The 14,690-nt window shown below is 59.2% G+C and carries 12 protein-coding genes and 1 pseudogene; 6 read left to right on the top strand and 7 right to left on the bottom strand.

Going from position 1 to position 14,690, the window contains the following annotated elements; translation table 11 throughout:
- Window positions 1-128: 128 nt before the first annotated feature.
- The 3 genes from ACIONG_RS01790 (at window position 129) to ACIONG_RS01780 (ending at window position 4,070) form a co-directional block, all read left to right on the top strand.
- On the top strand, window positions 129-638 hold the full coding sequence (locus tag ACIONG_RS01790) for a sigma-70 family RNA polymerase sigma factor (protein WP_401296269.1): 510 nt from the start codon (window positions 129-131) through the stop codon (window positions 636-638).
- The gene (locus ACIONG_RS01785; RefSeq protein ID WP_401296267.1) at window positions 638-1,600 is read left to right on the top strand and encodes a FecR domain-containing protein; all 963 of its coding nucleotides are present in this window, start codon (window positions 638-640) and stop codon (window positions 1,598-1,600) included. The genes ACIONG_RS01790 and ACIONG_RS01785 overlap by 1 nt, the downstream gene beginning before the upstream one ends.
- A 67-nt stretch (window positions 1,601-1,667) precedes the next feature.
- Window positions 1,668-4,070, top strand: a complete 2,403-nt coding sequence (locus ACIONG_RS01780) for a TonB-dependent siderophore receptor (protein WP_401296265.1) — start codon at window positions 1,668-1,670, stop codon at window positions 4,068-4,070.
- 73 nt (window positions 4,071-4,143) lie between these two features.
- On the opposite strand, the gene ACIONG_RS01775 is transcribed toward ACIONG_RS01780, so the two are convergent.
- The 6 genes from ACIONG_RS01775 to ACIONG_RS01750 form a co-directional block, all read right to left on the bottom strand.
- Window positions 4,144-5,136, bottom strand: coding sequence for a LacI family DNA-binding transcriptional regulator (locus ACIONG_RS01775; protein ID WP_103302008.1), 993 nt, complete (start codon window positions 5,134-5,136; stop codon window positions 4,144-4,146).
- Between the two features lie 75 nt (window positions 5,137-5,211).
- Window positions 5,212-6,714 (bottom strand): glycoside hydrolase family 32 protein, encoded by a 1,503-nt coding sequence (locus ACIONG_RS01770; RefSeq protein ID WP_401296263.1) that lies wholly within the window; start codon window positions 6,712-6,714, stop codon window positions 5,212-5,214.
- Window positions 6,711-7,856: an ABC transporter ATP-binding protein gene (locus tag ACIONG_RS01765; RefSeq protein ID WP_401296261.1), complete on the bottom strand. Its 1,146-nt coding sequence runs from the start codon at window positions 7,854-7,856 to the stop codon at window positions 6,711-6,713. The genes ACIONG_RS01770 and ACIONG_RS01765 overlap by 4 nt, the downstream gene beginning before the upstream one ends.
- Before the next feature lie 27 nt (window positions 7,857-7,883).
- Window positions 7,884-8,726: a carbohydrate ABC transporter permease gene (locus ACIONG_RS01760; RefSeq protein WP_103302005.1), complete on the bottom strand. Its 843-nt coding sequence runs from the start codon at window positions 8,724-8,726 to the stop codon at window positions 7,884-7,886.
- The gene (locus ACIONG_RS01755) at window positions 8,723-9,685 is read right to left on the bottom strand and encodes a sugar ABC transporter permease (RefSeq protein ID WP_315445447.1); all 963 of its coding nucleotides are present in this window, start codon (window positions 9,683-9,685) and stop codon (window positions 8,723-8,725) included. Before ACIONG_RS01755 ends, ACIONG_RS01760 begins: the two co-directional genes overlap by 4 nt.
- Window positions 9,686-9,706: 21 nt before the next feature.
- Complete coding sequence (locus ACIONG_RS01750; protein WP_401296258.1) at window positions 9,707-10,981, bottom strand: ABC transporter substrate-binding protein; 1,275 nt, start codon at window positions 10,979-10,981, stop codon at window positions 9,707-9,709.
- Between the two features lie 168 nt (window positions 10,982-11,149).
- On the opposite strand from ACIONG_RS01750, the gene ACIONG_RS01745 reads away from it, so the two are divergent.
- The 3 genes and pseudogenes from ACIONG_RS01745 to ACIONG_RS01735 all read left to right on the top strand — a co-directional run.
- The gene (locus ACIONG_RS01745) at window positions 11,150-12,715 is read left to right on the top strand and encodes a carbohydrate porin (RefSeq protein WP_401296257.1); all 1,566 of its coding nucleotides are present in this window, start codon (window positions 11,150-11,152) and stop codon (window positions 12,713-12,715) included.
- Window positions 12,716-12,808: 93 nt separating this feature from the next.
- Complete coding sequence (locus ACIONG_RS01740; RefSeq protein WP_401296255.1) at window positions 12,809-13,558, top strand: hydroxypyruvate isomerase family protein; 750 nt, start codon at window positions 12,809-12,811, stop codon at window positions 13,556-13,558.
- An 11-nt stretch (window positions 13,559-13,569) separates the two neighbouring features.
- Window positions 13,570-13,704, top strand: a pseudogene (locus ACIONG_RS01735) (TetR/AcrR family transcriptional regulator); the annotation flags it as partial.
- A gap of 42 nt (window positions 13,705-13,746) precedes the next feature.
- Here the strand turns inward: ACIONG_RS01735 and ACIONG_RS01730 are convergent.
- Entirely contained in the window at window positions 13,747-14,685 is a 939-nt protein-coding gene (locus ACIONG_RS01730) for a fumarylacetoacetate hydrolase (protein ID WP_401296253.1), read from the bottom strand.
- Window positions 14,686-14,690: the final 5 nt, after the last annotated feature.

Here is a 14,690-nt window from a genome sequence, read left to right as displayed (position 1 = left end):
GGGGAGGGCGCGGTCAATTGGATTGGGCGCGCCAGTCTCGTCTGCGCGTGAGAAAGACCTTTGTATCGCGAATGAACTTAATTAGAATCAGTCTCATTTGAATTCTTCTTCGCGCAGGGTCTCTTGACATGATTGAAGTCGCCGCACCCTCGGAGCAGAGCCTGCAGCAACTGTATCGCGAGCATCGAGGCTGGCTGGAAACCTGGTTGCGCCGCCGGATGGGCAACGCCTGGGATGCGGCGGATCTGAGTCAGGACACCTTCTTGCGCGTGCTGTGCAGCGCTCAGCCGATTGCCGATATGCGCGAACCCCGGGCGTATTTGCTGACGGTGGGCAAGCGTCTGCTGAGCAATTTCTACACCCGCCGCAGCCTGGAAAAAGCCTATCTCGAAGCCCTCGCGCAGTTGCCGGAGGACAGCGTGCCTTCGCCGGAGCACCGCTGGTTGCTGCTGGAAACCCTGCAGACTCTGGATGAATTGCTCGATGGCTTGCCACGTCCGGTACGCCGGGCGTTTTTGTGGAGCCAGCTCGAAGGCCTCGGTTATCGCGAGATCGCCGAGCGTTTGCAGGTATCTGAGCGCACGGTCAAACGTTACATGGCGCAAGCCTATGAGCATTGCTTGCTGGTGGATTTCTGATGCGCGTCGCACCCAGCGCCGAAGCGCGGGAAGTCGCCCGCGCCGCCGCGCAATGGTTGGCGTTACTGGAATCCGGCGAGGCCACGGAGGACGATCAGACGCGCCTGCAACATTGGCGCAGCAGCGATGGCCGGCATGAACACGCCTGGCAGAAGATTCAACTGTTGCGCCAACGCTTTTCCGATTTGCCCTCGGCACTGGCCATGGCGACGCTGGACCGTCCGGATCCGGCACGTCGGGCGGCGCTGAAACGCGCGCTCGGTCTGGCGGCGCTGGTGCCTGCGGCGTGGCTGATCAGTCGGCAATTGCCGCTGGACGTCTGGCGCGCCGATTTACACACCAGCACCGGCGAACACAAACGGCTGGCGTTGGCCGATGGCAGTTCGTTGCAGCTCAACACCGCGAGCGCGGTGAATGTGGATCTTGCTGCGCGTCAGTTGACGCTGGTACGCGGCGAAATGGCGCTCAACGTTCCCGGCAGCTCACCACTGATGATCAATGCGCCTTACGGCCGGATCAGCGTCAGTCGCAGTGAAGTCTGCGTGCGTCTCAATGAACGCGACTGCAACGTTTCGGTGGTCCGCGGCGCGGTGCAATTAAAACCGCTGCACGGGCCGGCGCTGACCTTGCAGCAAGGACAGCAAGTCACTCTGCAAGCCTCCGGCGCCGGGCCTGTTACGCCATTCGACGCGTCAATGCCGAGCTGGCGCGAAGGCGTGTTGATGGCGCAGAACCAGCCGCTGGGGGATTTCCTGCGCGAACTGAGCCGTTATCGTTCCGGTTTGTTGCGCTGGGATCCCGCGCTGGAAAACCTGCGCATCACCGGCAGTTTCCGTCTCGACAACACCGATCAAGTGCTGTCGTTGCTGGCCGCGAGTTTGCCGGTCGAGATTCATACACGTACGCGATTCTGGGTATCGCTCGTTCCTCGAAACATTCCCCCCGCAGAAAAAACTGGCTGAAGCCTGTCCCTTTTTTTCGCCTCGCTGGTCATTCCAGGCAAGTGAACAAAATCGAGAGCTTCTTCCAATGCCCGCCGTATTCCCCAGTCGTATGCGTCCGTTGTTGCAGTTGAGTTTGCTGTTGAGCCTGAGTGCCAGTCCGCTGCTGATCCAGTCCAGTTGGGCCGACGAATCAGCCCGGCGCAGTTATCAGGTGCCGGCCGGCAGCCTGAGTTCCGCGCTGACCCGATTTGCCGGTCTGGCCGGCGTCAATCTGTCGGTGGACCCGGCACTGGTCAGCGGGCGCAACAGCAATGGTTTGTCTGGTGAATTCGCCGTGGAGGAGGGCTTCACCCGGTTGTTGCTGGGCTCCGGCCTGCAACTGCAACCGGTGGGCGAGCAGGCTTACACGCTGATTCCGGCGGCGCAGGGCAGTAGCCTGCAACTGGCGCCGACCTCGATCCTCGGCGCCACGGACTCGTCGGACGCGGACGTGTTTGCGGGCGGCCAGGTCGCACGCCGAGGCTCGCAAGGGTTGCTGGGGTCGAAAGACTTCATGGAAACCCCGTTCAGCATGACCACCTACACCAGCGAGACGGTCAAGAACCAGCAGGCCCGAACCCTCGGCGACCTGATCGCCAATGACCCGTCCGTGCGCGCGACCAACCCGGCGGGCGGGCGCTATGAACAGTTCACCATCCGTGGCTTCAGCCTGTTCAACAGTGATGTGGCGTACAACGGCCTCTACGGCGTATTGCCGACGTACACGATCGACATGGAAATGGCCGATCGCGTCGACATCCTCAAAGGCCCGAGCCAGCTCATCAACGGTATTTCGCCGCGAGGCAGCGTCGGCGGCGGGATCAACGTCGTGCCGAAACGTGCGACGGACAAACCCATCACCTCGCTGACCGCCAATTACGCTTCCAACAATCAAATCGGCGGCGCGGTGGATGTCGGCCGGCGTTTTGGTGAGGACAACCAGTTCGGTTTGCGATTCAACGGCGTCAAACAGTCCGGCGACACGGAGTGGGATCACCAGAGTGTCGACCGCGACATGGCCGTGCTGGGTCTGGATTTTCGCGGTGAGCGGCTGCGGCTTTCCACCGATGTGGGTCACACCGAGCGCGATACCGACGCACCGCAAGAACGCGTGCAAGTTGCCGCCAATGCCAAGGTGCCCAACGCCAACGATGTGCGCGATAACTACGCGCAACCGTGGAGCCAGGCGCGGACCAAAGACACCTTCGGCACGCTCAACGCTGAGTTTGATGTCAGTGATTCGGTGATGGTCTACGGGGGTGTTGGTGCTCGCAAAAGCAATCACGACTTCCTTCGACATGCGGTTTCCGTGACTAACGATGCCGGCGACTTCAGCGTACAACCACGGGATTTCACCCGTGACGAGAATGTTCGCACTGCCACGGCGGGCGTGCGCAACTGGTTCCACACAGGTCCAGTCAGTCATGAGGTCAACCTCGCCGCCAGCTACTTCTATATGGATTTTGAAAACGGCGGCGCCCGTTATGCGGCGGGCCGCAGCAATCTGTATGACCCGGTAGAAACCGCAAAACCCGCTCGGCCAACGCGCTATGACGCCAAGGTCTACACCGAGAACCGCTTCAGTGGCGTGGCGTTGTCCGACACTCTCGGTTTCTTTGATGATCGTCTGTTGCTGACCCTTGGCGCCCGTTGGCAGCGGGTCAAGGTCGACGACTGGAGCGATGATGTAAAAGGCGATACCGCCTACGACGAGGAAAAGGTTTCGCCCTCGGGTGGCATTCTGTTCAAGGCAACGGACAAGTTGTCGCTGTACGCCAACTACATGGAAGGCTTGAGCCAGGGCAAGATCGCGCCTTCGACGTCGATAAACGAGGACGAGATCTTCCCGCCGTTCATCAGCCGCCAGGTCGAAGTCGGCGCCAAGTACGATGCCGGTTCATATGCCCTCACTGCCGCGGTGTTCCGCATCAAACAGCCGGCGTACGAAACCAACGCCACGACGCGGGTGTTCGGCCCGAACGGCAAACGGCAGAACGACGGGGTTGAGTTGAGCGTGTTCGGTGAGCCGCTGAAAGGCTTTCGCTTGCTCGGCGGCGTGATGTACATCGACAGTGAGTTGACCCGGACCACCAACGGCACATTCGATGGCAACCGCGCGCCGGCGACGCCGAAGTACAACGTCAATCTGGGCGCGGAATGGGATGTGCCGAACGTACAGGGCCTGACGTTGACCGGACGCGGCCTCTATTCCAGCTCGCAATATCTGGATCAGTCGAACGACAAGGAAATCGATTCCTGGGAGCGATTTGACGTGGGTACGCGATACGCCTTCAAGGTCGATGAGAAAACCATCACCCTGCGCGCCAATGTCGAGAACGTGCTGGACAAGCGCTATTGGAGTTCGGCAGGCGCTTCGGACGACAGTGAGCCGGGGCTGACGTTGTCGACACCGAGAACCTATCTGCTTTCAGCGACGGTGGATTTCTGATTCCACCTCTGGCGTGAACGGCCCTCGCCAAATCGAAAGCCATCGGGAGCGCTATCAGCGAACTGACTCACTCTCATAGTGATGTCCTGACCACCAGTGGACAGTCAACTCGCTGAGTTCCCGACAGCTCAAGGGTCTCGATCAGATGGCGTGCAGCCTTGCGACCAATCTCGTAGTACGGCAGTTGCACGGTGGTCAGCGGCGGGATGAACAACTCGGCAATGCCGATCATGTTGTCGTAGCCGAGGACGGCGACATCGTCGGGAATTTTCAGGCCACGCCCCAACAACAGCTGATAGGCACAGAAGGCAATGCGGTCGTTGCCACAGATCAAAATATCGAATTGGGGACGACCATCGATGACATGCCGGTCGAGGATAGCGGCTGTTTCACTGTAGGCATCATGATCGGAAAGGTCGTACTGCAGGAGCGTTTCAGGCGCCAGGCCGAATGCCTGACAGGCACGCTGCAGACCTTTTTGTCGCAACCCCCATGCCAGACTCTGTTTCGGCAGATTGATACACAGAGGACGCTTATAGCCAAGGCTCAACGCGTGGTGTACGGCGCGGTACTGGCCCATTTCGTCGTCGGGCACATAGCTGACGAGGCGGCTGTCATCTGCCAGACAATTGGCGAGCACCAGAGGCTTGCTCTTCAATCGCTCGGGAATACATACCTGGCGAAACCCCATGGCGCTGAAGATCAAGCCGTCCGGACGGTGCGACAGCATCAGGTCGATGTTCTGGTCGGTGGGCGGGTTGCTCAGGAGGTTGAGGATAAAGACATTCCAGCCGGCTTGCTGCGCGGTCTGCTCAATGGACAGCAGCAACTCGACCGCGAAGGGTGTGGTCGCGGTGTCCAGCGCGAACACACCGATGGTTCGCGACTGGAGGTTGTCACCGCGCATCTTGCGCGCTGACAGGCTGGGTACGAATTGCAGTTCATCAATGGCGCGACGCACCCGTAGGAGGGTTTCGGGGCTCAGCTTTTCCGGAGTATTGAGCGCTCGAGAAACCGTCATCAGGGACACGCCGGCCAGCTGTGCAACGTCTTTCACTGAAGTCATGCGAAGTGCAGCCGGTCAGGTTGACGCAGGATCATGACACAGGGCCCGGGCTTCTCGCGACCCGAATGACGACCCTCATGACCATCCTGAACCGAGCGGCCATGCCCTGGGAATCGAAACACGCCCGCCACTTCCGCTTGCCACAAGTTTCACGCCGAGACTGTCGGAGCGCGGATAGAGGCGACTGCTGAGGCTGAAGCGACCGTTTTCCTCGAACACTTCGATGGATGACCGGTCGAGAAACACGCGCAGTTCCAGTCGCTCTTGTGTCGGGTCTATCGAGACGCTGCGCTGGCCTGTGACTTGCGTACCCGAGCGGCTGCGGTCAAGCACCAGGCGCTGCAGTGACGCATCATAGTAGAGCAGGGTTTCTTCACGGCCATCATCGCTGCACCGCAAGGCGACTCCCAAGTGGCCGTCAGTGCAGCCGAGCAGATCCAGATGCACATGGATTTCGAGCATATCGCCATTCACTTCCGGTACCCAGCGGGCTCCCGACTCTCCCCACCACGGCGTACCCGGCAATAGCGACATTCGCAGTGCGCTGAGCTCCCGTGCCGGATACACGCAAAGGCGATCGGCGCACAGTTCAAGTTCGCGGGGCAATCCGAGCATGCCGCACCAGTGATGGGCCTGGCTCGGCATCGGGCTTTCCCACATGTCCAGCCATGCCCATACGAGGCGCCGACCATCGGCGGCCAACAGCGTCTGCGCGGCATAGAAATCGTGGCCGTTATCCAGCTCGATAAAAGGCCCGCCAGTGAAATTCCATTGGTTGTCCAGTCGACCCACACGGTAACCCGTCTGGTACTTGTTGAGCCGTTCGTAACCTTGGGATGGCATGCCCTGAGGGGAGTACAGCAGCACATCGCGTCCGTTCAGTCGGAACAGATCCGGGCACTCCCACATATAGCCATCGCCCTCGCTGCCGCCAGACACATAGTTCAGGAACTCCCAGGCGTGCAAATCCGTGGAACGGTACAGCGGGAGCAGCGGCAGATCGCCCAGACGTGCGCCGGCAATCAGGTACCAATAGTCATCCGCCTGCCAGACCTTGGGGTCACGGAAGTGCATGATGGTGTCTTGCGGCGCGCTGTCGATCACCGCGCCGTGTTTGACGAAGCGGATGCCATCGGTACTGGTCGCCAGGCACTGCACTTGACGGATGAAACGCTCGTCACCCACTTCCCCCAGCCAGGTGTGCCCGGTGTAGATCAGGGCCAGGGTATCGCCACACACCACCGCGCTACCGGAAAAACAGCCGTCACGGTCGCAGTCATCGCCGGGTGCCAGCGCAATGGGCAGGTGCTGCCAATGAACCAGGTCGGCACTCTTGGCGTGGCCCCAATACATCGGCCCCCATTTCGCGTCGAAGGGGTGATGCTGATAGAACACGTGGTACTCGCCACGAAAGTACACGACCCCGTTCGGGTCGTTCATCCAGCCTGCCGGCGGAGAAATATGATAACCGGGTCGATAGTCCTCGATGACGCGAGATTGGCTGGCAGCCAGTGCGCGCTGCGCAAGGTCAAGGGTCGAAGACATGGGATCGCTCGGGGTATTCAAAGACAAGGTCATAGGGCGTTTGCTCGGATTGAGCGTAGAGAGAGGTCATCGGGCACGGATTCAATGGCGTGCGGGTGGCGCTGCAATGCCGTGCCGTCGGTGTCGAACAGGTGGATCTTGTCGATGTCCAGTTGCAGTTCGACCCGATCACCTGTCTGCCATCCGGCGTTGACTTCACAACGACAGATCAGTGGCTCGTCCTGCCCGCTATCCAGGTGCACATAGGTTTCACTGCCCAGGTATTCGACCCCGGTCACGACGACGCCAGCCGTTCCCTGCGCCGCTTTGAGCGACAGGTGTTCCGGGCGAACGCCGAGACTCAGCAGAGCGTCCGCCGCCAGGTTCGAGCTGTCGAAGGGCAGGGTGGTCATCCGCAAAACGGGAGCATCAACCAGGCTGGTTTCGCCCGGCGCATGCAGACGGGCCGGGAGGAAATTCATTCTCGGCGAACCGAGAAAACCGGCGACAAAACGGCTGGCCGGGCGCTCATAGAGTTCGCGCGGTGAGCCGACTTGCTCTACATGGCCGCCGTTGAGCACAACAATTTTGTCGGCCAGGGTCATCGCTTCCACCTGATCGTGGGTGACGTAGATCATGGTTGAGCGCAGTCGGGCATGCAGCCGGGCGATTTCGTTGCGCATCTGTACCCGCAAAGAGGCATCCAGGTTGGAGAGCGGCTCATCGAACAACAGAATGTCCGGTTCCCGCGCCATGGCTCTGCCCATGGCCACGCGCTGACGTTGCCCCCCAGACAGTTCCTTTGGCTTGCGTTGCAGCAGTTTGTCCAATTGCAGGATTTGCGCAGTTTTCAGCACCCGCTCGCGCAGGCTGCTCTTTTCAGTCCTGGCCAGTTTGAGACCAAAACTGATGTTGTCGTAGACGCTCATGTGCGGGTACAGCGCATAAGACTGAAACACCATGCCGACACCACGCTCGCGCGGTTCCAGGTCGTTGACCCGCCGCCCGTCGATCAGCAGATCGCCAGCACAGATCGAATCCAGTCCGGCGATCAGTCGCAGCAGGGTCGACTTTCCGCAGCCCGAAGGCCCCACGAACACGACGAATTCACCCGCCGCGATCTCCAGGTTGATGTCGCGAAGAATCCGCGCGCCGCCCAATTGTTTGTTCACATTGTTCAGTTTCAATTTGATCACGATGCTGTTCCTTGTCTTTATTGGGCATCAACCCTTTAACGCGCCGGCAGTGAGACCGGAAACGATTCGGCGCTGGAAGATCAGCACCAGAATCACCAGTGGGACGGTGACCAGCACCGAGGCAGCCATCAACAAGCCCCAAGGCAACTCATGGGGGCTGCCGCCGGAAATCAAGGCGATGGCAACCGGCACCGTGCGTTGGCTGTCGGTGAGGGTGAAAGTCAGGGCAAACAGGAACTCGTTCCACGCCGCGATGAAGGCCAACAAACCGGTGGTGACCAGTGCAGGCCAGAGCAGCGGCAACAGCACGCGGGTGAGCGTCACCCAAGGTGACGCACCATCCATGATTGCCGCTTCCTCCAGTTCATGGGGCAGTTGCCCCATGAACGTGGTCAGCACCCAAACGGTGAAGGGCAGGGTGAAAATCGTGTAGCTGAGGATTAACGCCCAGGACGTGTTGTACAGACCCAAGGCACGGATCACTTCGAACAGCCCTGACAGCACCGCAACCTGGGGAAACATCGACACGCCAAGGACCATCATCAACACCGTGCCACGTCCACGGAATTTCACCCGGCCCAGGGCGTAGGCGGCGGTCAGACTGAGGAACAGCGCCAGCGTCACCACGCACAGCGCAACCACCAGCGAATTGCCAATCGCCCGCAGGAATGAGGCCTGGTGGAGTACCGCCGAGTAATTGGAGAAGTCGGGATTTTCGATCCAGTAGCTCACCTCGAACAGGGCGCTGGAGGGCTTCAGTGAGGTCACGATGGCGTAGTAGAACGGGAAGACCGCATACAGCAGCAAAACCCCGATCAGGCACCAGAACCCGAGGCGCAACAGTGTTTTTTTCAGCAGGCGCGGGCTCATGCGCGGACCTCCAGTTGACGGCGTCCGAGGTAGAGATAAAGCATGGCGATCACCGCGACCAGCAGAAACAACAGCGTCGACGCCGCGCTGCCGTACCCGACGTCCTGGAACTCCACCAGGTGCTGGCGGGCATACACCGACATACTCATGGTGCTCGACGAGTTCGAGGTCAGCACGTAGATCACGTCGAATACCCGCAGGGAATCGAGGATACGGAAGATCGCCGCCACCAGCAGTGCAGGCATCAACAGTGGCAGCGTGACGCGCCAGAACACCTTCAGCGGATGAATGCCATCGACCCTGGCCGCTTCGTAGCAATCGCTTGGCAACATCTGCAGGGCCGCCAGCATCAGCAGCGTGACGAAGGGGACGGTCTTCCAGACGTCAACGATGATCACCGCCCACATCGACAGGTCTGCATCTGCCGTCCAGGCCAGGGGGGCGTCAATCAGGCCGAGGCTGAGCATCAGGTGATTGATGATGCCGAACTGGTCGTTGAGCATCCATGACCAGATCTTCGCCGAGACAATCGTCGGAATCGCCCACGGAATCAGAATCAACGCACGCACCAGAGAACGGCCGGTGAACTTGATGTTCAGCAGCAACGCCACCAACAGCCCCAGAATGACTTCCAGTCCCACCGACAGCACCGTGAAATACAACGTGTTGCGCACCGCGTTCCACCATTGCGGGTCGACGAGGATGCCTGACCAGCCGGAACCGCTGAACAAAAGATAGTTGCTCAAGCCTATGAAGGTTGCGCCACCGGTGTCCGCCAGGCTGGCGTCGGTCAGGCTGAACCAGAACGTGCGCAGCAACGGCCAGGCGGCCACCAGGGCCAGACAGACCAGCATTGGCGTCAGAAACAGCCAGGCAGCGCGCACCCGGCGACGTTGTACGGGTGTTTCCCTCGTGAGCAGGAGCTCGTCGAAGGGGGCATGGGCAGTAGAGACAGACATGGTGATTTCCTTCCTTGTGGCTTACCAGTTCTGGCGTTTGATACGCGTGAGTTCGCTTTCCAGTTCGGCCAGTGCCTGATCGACGGGCAACTCGCCCGCCAGCACGCCATGCACCCGATCAAAGAACGCATTGGAGACCCGTGGATAACGGTCGGCGGTGATTGCGGCGGGGCGCATGACCCCGTCGTTGAGAATGCTGTGTAGCTGAGCGTAATAAGGCATGGCCGCGAGCAACTCGGGATCTTGATACAGCGACTCGATCACCGGGTTATAGGCGCCTGTCAGGGCACGATGTTTTTGCTCTTGGGCACTGGTCAGGTAGCTCACCAGCTCGGCGGCAAGTTTGGGATGAGCGCTGTAGCGCGATACCGCCAGGCCCCAGCCACCGAGGGTGGAAGCATGCTCGCCGTTCTCGCCGCCGCGGGGCAGGGGAGCGACGCCGACCTTGTCTTTTACGGCACTGTCCTGGCTTTGCACCAGGCCCCAGACATAAGGCCAGTTACGCATGAACAGCGCATTACCCGACTGGAATACGCCGCGTCCTTCTTCCTCGGTGTAATTGAGCACGCCACGCGGAGAGATATCTCCTACCCAGCTTTTCGCCAGCGTCAACGCGGCTCTTGAGGCCGGACTGTTAACCACGATGTCTCCGCGTTGATTGATCAGTCCGCCTTGCGATTGGCTGCTGATCCACTCCAGCGCATTACACGTCAGGCCCTCGTAGGCACGTCCCTGAAAGATGTAACCCCAGACATTGGCGTTCCCGGCGTTGCGCTCCGCCTGTTGCACATCCCTGGCGGTAGCGGTCATTTCCTCCCACGTCTGAGGAACCTGCTTTGCGTATTTATCGAGCAAGTCTTTGCGGTAATACAGCAGCCCCGAGTCGGTGAACCACGGCATCGTCACCAGCCGTCCGTTGACCGTGGCGTTCTCGACTTGTGCCTGGAAGTAGCCTTGGGTCGCGTTGGCGGGAAGTACCTCACGCAGATCCATCAGGTGTTTGGCCAGCATCCCCGGCCACACCATGTCGATTTGAATGATGTCGATGTCGGTGGACTGCGCACTGAGGATCTGCTGGTAGAACGACAACCTCTCGGTCGCCGAGTTAGGCGTGGAGACCACCTCGACGTTGTTGCCAGTCTGTTTCGACCATGTCTCGACGGCCTCTTTGCACAGCTGCAATTCCGCCCCCACCGCACCGCACGATATCGTCAGATCGGCTGCGCTCGAGACGGATGGAAGTGCGGCAGACAGGGTGAGCAATGCAACGGGCAGGAGCGATTTCAGGTGTTTCATCGAGCGTCCTTTATTTTTGTTTTTAGAAAAGTTAACGTTAACATCGCCAAATGTAGCAGCGTATTTGCGATGAGGCACCCTTTTTTTCGTTGATTGCGACAACTCGCAGCGCAAGAAAAAAACGGCCGTTTGCGTCAACCAACAATAAAAACAAAACAGGGATTTCATATGCACAAAGCAACAGGCTGGCTACTGGCAGGTGTGCTCGGCACATCCGCGGCGACCGCACAGGCAGCGACACTGGAAGAGCGCATGGCCGCACTTGAAGCTCGCGCCAGCGCAGCGGAAAAGCGCGCAGCCACGGCCGAACAGCAGACCCAAGTACTTGCCCGGGAATTGCAGCAGATCAAACTCGCGGCGCCGCCCTTGCAGCCCGTCGCGTCTAACGCAACAGCCATTTCCGCGCCTGCTCTGGATACCCGACTGGCAAAACTCGAAGCCCGTCAGCAAAGCCTGGATAAAGACAGCAATACCGGACACCTCTCCGATGGGTTCAGCTTCAACGGCTATGCGCGCTCCGGATTGTTGGTCGACGAGGGGCTGGGTGGCGGCCGTGGCGGCCCTTACGCAACGCCGGCCGGCTCGGTGGGCGGTGCAGTCGGGCGACTCGGTAACGAAGACGACACCTACATGCGCATCGACCTGTCGAAAGAGGTCTATGCGCAAAACGGCACCCGTTCCAAATTCACGGTTTCCATCGCCGACGGTGTGGAAAGCTCCAATGACTGGACGGCGGACGAAAGCAAACTCAACGTACGCCAGGTATTCGCCACGCTCGACCATGTCGCTGCGTTCAAAGGCAATTCAGTGTTCGAGAACGCGACGCTGTGGGCAGGCAAGCGGTTCGATAGAGATAACTTCGATATCCACTGGCTGGACTCCGACGTCGTTTACCTGGCCGGCACCGGCGGCGGAATTTACGATGTGCAGATGAACAAGCACTGGCGTTCGAATTACTCCTTGATTGGGCGTAGCTACGGGGATTTCAGTCAGGGCGGTATTGATGCCGATGTGGAAAGTTACATTCTGACCTCCAACCAGTTCTTCGAGGATGGCCAGTGGCAGTGGATGTACAACGCCATCGGCGCAAAGAAAAACGATTTCGGCACCCGCACCAATAAAGCCGGTTTGACGCCTGCGGATAGCGGTTTGCACAGCATGCTGGCCAATCACCAGAAAACCTTTTTCGGCAGGGAAGGGTTCTTCAAAACCGCGCTGCTCTATGGGCAAGGCCTGGGGGCCGAGGTCAAGAACGTTGGTTCGGATGGTGAGCTGATCGACGAGGCCCGCGCGCTGCGTCTGGCACTTTACGGTGAAACCCCTCTGAGCTCTGACTGGCGCATCGGCCCCAGCGTGCTGGCCGAACAGAGCAAGGATAGATACGTCAAAGGTGACGACTACCGCTGGCTGACCTTGAACGTGCGATTGGCCAACACAATCAACAGCAACTTCGAAATGGCCTACGAAATGAGCTGGCAAACCATGAACCTCGACCCTAAAGGCTATCTACAACGTAATGCTGTCGATGGTAACTTCTGGAAGTTCACTGTCGCCCCGACTTTCAAACTTGACGTTGGCGATCTTCTCACGCGTCCGGAGTTGCGAGTGTTCGCAAGCTACATGAACTGGTCTTCGGATCTGGACAAATTCAGTACTGCGGACTCCTTTGGCATGTCCGACTTCCAGGCGGGAGGGGTATGGCAATACGGTATACAGATGGAAACCTGGTTTTAATGGTTGAACGCAATTGCGATAGTGCAGTGCTGGAGCGGCGAAGGATGCTCCAGGCTAATGATGTCGTTTCTTCCCAGGATGGATGATTACCCAATGCTCAAGTTCAATGCTCATCTCGGTTTCCAATTCAATGAATTGCCTTTTCTGCAGCGCATCGAAGCCGCCGCAGCCGCCGGTTTCCGGGCGGTGGAGTTTCCGTCGCCGTATGAATTCGACGCAAGTCTGCTTGCCGACCATCTAGCCCAATACAGTTTGCCGTTGATTCAGTTCGCCGCCCCGGCTGGCGTGACCAAAGGCATCGCCGCGTTACCGGGCATGGCAGTGGAGTTTCGTGACGGGTTACGCCAGGCCGCCCGCTACGCAAAGACGTTGGCGTGTTCGGATGTCCACATCATGTCGGGCGTTACAACGCAGAATGACGCTGAGCGTATCTACGCGGGCAACCTGGAATATGCGGTCAAGTACCTGGAAGACCAGGGGCTGCGGCCGCTTATCGAAGTGATCAGCGCGGAGGCGATGCCGGGCTACTACATGTCTGACTTCAGCAAGGCGCAACAGATTCTGGAAACCTTCCCGAGTGTCGGGCTGATTCTTGATCTTTACCATGCCCAGCTTTTGACTGGAGACGCAGCCGCTGTGCTGGCGCGGTTTTATGACAGAACCGTCCATGTGCAGATTGCCGATTGCCCGGGGCGTCACGAGCCGGGAACGGGGAATATCGACTTTGCTGCGTTGTTCGCGGCGCTGGAGCAACGCGGCTACGCGGGATGGATCGGGTGTGAGTACCGTCCTTCTGGATCTACTGTTGCGAGTCTTGACTGGATCAAGCAGCTAAGTGCTTAGGTTTTGGATTCAACTTGGAGGCGCGCCTGCAAACCGCGATCGAGGCCGGTGAACTGGCGCCCGATAGCGATCTGTCAGCGTTGGCTGTGCTTGTGTCATCGCAGATGCACAGCCTCTCGATTCGCGCGCGTGCAGGGAAATCCTGAGAAGAACTGACGGGGGCTGGTGCGCAAATAACGCTGTCAGCGTTATTTGCGCTTGAGTACATTCGGGTCGTTGCAGCGCTGCTGCAGTCGCGTCGCCCGCGGGGGCAGACCCGCTCCAAGCGTGCGTTTATCAAGCGGGCACAGATGCAACAACTCTTCTTCGACGATGCGATTGCTCAAGCCCAACTCCAGTTCCGGGCAATCGAGATCGAGCCAGTCACCGTGTTGCAGTGGGGGTTCGCTGTCAGGATGGCCCAGGCCATGAAACACGTAGTGGACCATGCCTGGCTGCAGGAACTGTTCGTGCTGTTCGAGGAATGCCTGGGTGTATTTGCGCAGTGAGCGCCATTCCTTCAGATCGATATCGTATTCGCGATAGGAGATTTGCCTGTCCTGACGCTCGATACGAGCGTTGATCGACAATCGACACTGCAACTCTCCAAGAATCATGGCCGGAGCCAGTGCGCATTCGCGAAGACACGCCTGGTTGGCGTCCGGCGAGTCGAGGTTGCCGAGCAGTGGATCGTGCACTTCGTTACCGATGGTGAATCCGACAAAGTGCAGTTTGCCGAAGGAGTCGACCATATAAATGCAGACGATTCCCGGTTCACTGGCAATGCTCAGCGCCTGATAAGGGATGTTGAGCGCCTCGCCCTGCGTCTTGAGCAGACTGCCGTTGCCTTTGTAACTCCACGCCTGCTTTTTCGACAGCGTCAGGTTGACCGTACTGACCTGGGCGAGCAAATTATTGCCGGGTTTGAGTGGTGGCTGCAGGTCGATGTCCTGGGTGCTGTCACTGGCGGGCAGACGCTTGAGATGCTCGGCCCAGCCGCGATGCCAGCGACTGCAATACTGCAATGTTTCATACAGCCCGCCCTGTTCGGGAAACATGCGCAGGCTCTGGCCTGTCTGGAAGTCGAACACACCGATGCCTCGGCGTTCATGTTGGCAAAGGTCGAGCAACATCAAATAATATCCCATGATCT

The sequence above is a fragment of the Pseudomonas sp. NPDC087817 genome (assembly GCF_044742875.1).
In the GTDB taxonomy this organism is placed as follows: domain Bacteria; phylum Pseudomonadota; class Gammaproteobacteria; order Pseudomonadales; family Pseudomonadaceae; genus Aquipseudomonas.
Note: the sequence above shows the minus strand (reverse complement) of the source record. Positions and strands in the feature narration are given on the sequence as shown.

Excerpts from the sequence above, each read along its gene's own strand:
- ACIONG_RS01790 (WP_401296269.1), top strand. The coding sequence starts at position 129 with ATGATTGAAGTCGCCGCACCCTCGGAGCAGAGCCTGCAGCAACTGTAT.
- ACIONG_RS01785 (WP_401296267.1), top strand. The coding sequence starts at position 638 with ATGCGCGTCGCACCCAGCGCCGAAGCGCGGGAAGTCGCCCGCGCCGCC.
- ACIONG_RS01780 (WP_401296265.1), top strand. The coding sequence starts at position 1,668 with ATGCCCGCCGTATTCCCCAGTCGTATGCGTCCGTTGTTGCAGTTGAGT.
- ACIONG_RS01775 (WP_103302008.1), bottom strand. The coding sequence starts at position 5,136 with ATGACTTCAGTGAAAGACGTTGCACAGCTGGCCGGCGTGTCCCTGATG.
- ACIONG_RS01770 (WP_401296263.1), bottom strand. The coding sequence starts at position 6,714 with ATGACCTTGTCTTTGAATACCCCGAGCGATCCCATGTCTTCGACCCTT.
- ACIONG_RS01760 (WP_103302005.1), bottom strand. The coding sequence starts at position 8,726 with ATGAGCCCGCGCCTGCTGAAAAAAACACTGTTGCGCCTCGGGTTCTGG.
- ACIONG_RS01755 (WP_315445447.1), bottom strand. The coding sequence starts at position 9,685 with ATGTCTGTCTCTACTGCCCATGCCCCCTTCGACGAGCTCCTGCTCACG.
- ACIONG_RS01750 (WP_401296258.1), bottom strand. The coding sequence starts at position 10,981 with ATGAAACACCTGAAATCGCTCCTGCCCGTTGCATTGCTCACCCTGTCT.
- ACIONG_RS01745 (WP_401296257.1), top strand. The coding sequence starts at position 11,150 with ATGCACAAAGCAACAGGCTGGCTACTGGCAGGTGTGCTCGGCACATCC.
- ACIONG_RS01740 (WP_401296255.1), top strand. The coding sequence starts at position 12,809 with ATGCTCAAGTTCAATGCTCATCTCGGTTTCCAATTCAATGAATTGCCT.
- ACIONG_RS01730 (WP_401296253.1), bottom strand. The coding sequence starts at position 14,685 with ATGGGATATTATTTGATGTTGCTCGACCTTTGCCAACATGAACGCCGA.